The organism is Streptomyces tricolor (assembly GCF_002155905.1).
GTDB classification, from domain to species: domain Bacteria; phylum Actinomycetota; class Actinomycetes; order Streptomycetales; family Streptomycetaceae; genus Streptomyces; species Streptomyces tricolor.
Window position 1 is genome coordinate 1 of record NZ_MUMF01000926.1, and the last position, 2,193, is coordinate 2,193.

Annotated in this window: 2 protein-coding genes; one reads left to right on the plus strand and one right to left on the minus strand. The window is 76.4% G+C overall.

The features are described 5' to 3' along the window. Positions 1 to 1,194: MFS transporter (locus CCN44_RS41560; protein WP_107502183.1), on the plus strand; the 1,194-nt coding region annotated here is incomplete at its 5' end. Positions 1,195 to 1,274: 80 nt separating this feature from the next. Here the strand turns inward: CCN44_RS41560 and CCN44_RS41565 are convergent. After that, the coding region (locus tag CCN44_RS41565) for an aspartate-semialdehyde dehydrogenase (protein ID WP_086704395.1) at positions 1,275 to 2,193 on the minus strand (919 nt) is incomplete at its 5' end.

Sequence of the window (2,193 nt, forward strand, 5' to 3'; positions counted from 1 at the left end):
CGCCCCTGGGCCGCCGTACTCGCTCTCGCCGCCGCCACCTTCAGCGTCGTCACCACCGAGATGCTGCCCGTCGGCCTGCTCCCCTCCCTCGCCCGCGACCTGCACGTCTCCGCCGGCACCGCGGGGCTCGCGCTCACCCTGCCCGGGCTGGCCGCCGCCGCTGCCGCCCCGCTGCTGCCGGTCGCCGTGCGCCGCGCCGACCGGCGCACCGTGCTGTGGGTGCTGCTGCTCCTGCTGGCCGCCGCCAACCTGCTCACCGCCCACGCCCCCGTCTTCGAGGTGCTGCTCGCCGCCCGGCTGCTGGTCGGGGTGTGCATCGGCGGGGTATGGGCGGTGGCCGCCGGGCTCGGCGGCCGGCTGCTGCCGGGGCCGGCCGCCGGGCGCGCCACCGCCGTGATCTTCAGCGGTATCGCGGTCGCCTCGGTGCTCGGTGTGCCCGCCGGCACCCTGCTCGGCTCGTTCGCGGGCCGCGCGTGGGCGTTCACGGCGATGGCCGGCTGCGCGCTCGCCGTCGCCGGGGCCCTGGCCGTGCTGCTGCCGCCGCTGCCCGCCGAACGGCCGGTCCGCCTCGGCACCTTCCCCGGCCTGCTGCGCCGCCCGCCCGTCCGCCGCGCCCTGACCACCGTCGCCCTGCTGGTCACCGGCCACTTCGCCGCCTACACCTACGTCCGCCCCGTGCTCCAGCGCACCCCCGACACCGGCCCGGCCCTGGTCAGCGCCCTGCTGCTCGGCTACGGCCTCGCGGGCGTCGCCGGGAACTTCGCGGGCGGCGCCCTCGCGGCCCGCGACCCGCGCCGCGGGCTGCGGCTGATCGCCGCGCTCCTCGGCGCCGTCGTGCTGCTGCTGATCCCCGCAGCCGGCTCGGTGGCCGTCTCGGCGGCGCTGCTGCTGGTGTGGGGGGTGGCCTACGGCGGGGTGTCCGTCAGCGCCCAGAACCTGCTGTCGGCCGCCGCCCCGCAGGACCCGGAGGCGGCCTCCGCGCTGTTCGCCGGGGTGTTCAACACGGCCATCGCGCTCGGCGCCCTGACCGGCGGCCGGCTCGCGGACGGACCGGGGCTGACGGCCGTCCTGGGCGCGGGCGCGCTGCTGGCGCTGGCGGCGGCGCTGGCGGCGACACCCGCGGCGGCACCGGCGGGCGAGCGGCGCGGTCGGCGCGGGTGGCGGTGGCGCGGGTGGCGCGGTCGGCGTGCGTGAGGCCGGGCGGGTGAGGGGCGGCCGGACATGGCGAAGGGGCGGCCCGGGCGGGGCCGCCCCTCGGGGTCCGGTGAGCCGGGTTACTTCGCCGACAGCTCCGCCGCCACCAGCTCCGCGATCTGCACCGCGTTCAGCGCGGCGCCCTTGCGGAGGTTGTCGTTGGAGATGAACAGCGCGAGGCCGTTCTCCGACGTCTCGTCGCGGCGGATGCGGCCGACGTACGACGGGTCCTGGCCGGCCGCCTGCAGCGGGGTCGGGATGTCGGACAGGGCGACGCCCGGCGCCTTCGCGAGCAGCTCGGTGGCCCGCTCCGGGGAGATCGGGCGCGCGAAGCGGGCGTTGACCTGGAGGGAGTGGCCGGAGAAGACCGGGACGCGCACACAGGTGCCGGAGACCTTCAGGGCCGGGATCTCCAGGATCTTGCGGGACTCGTTGCGCAGCTTCTGCTCCTCGTCGGTCTCGTTCAGACCGTCGTCGACGAGGTTGCCGGCGAAGGGCAGCACGTTGAAGGCGATGGTGCGCTTGTAGACGTTCGGCTCGGGGAAGTCGACCGCCGCGCCGTCGTGGGTGAGCTTGTCGGCCTCGGCCGCCACCTTCTGCACCTGGCCGTGCAGCTCCGCCACGCCCGCGAGACCCGAGCCGGACACCGCCTGGTACGTGGCGACGACCAGCGCCTCCAGACCGGCCTCCTCGTGCAGCGGCTTCAGCACCGGCATCGCGGCCATCGTCGTGCAGTTCGGGTTGGCGATGATGCCCTTGGGGCGGTCGGCGATGGCGTGCGGGTTCACCTCGGAGACGACCAGGGGCACGTCCGGGTCCTTGCGCCAGGCCGAGGAGTTGTCGATCACCACGGCGCCCTGCGAGGCGACCTTTTCGGCCAGCGCCTTGGACGTCGAGCCGCCCGCGGAGAAGAGCACGATGTCCAGGCCGGTGTAGTCGGCGGTCGCCGCGTCCTCCACCGTCACGCCGTCCAGCACGGTCCCGGCCGAACGGGCCGAG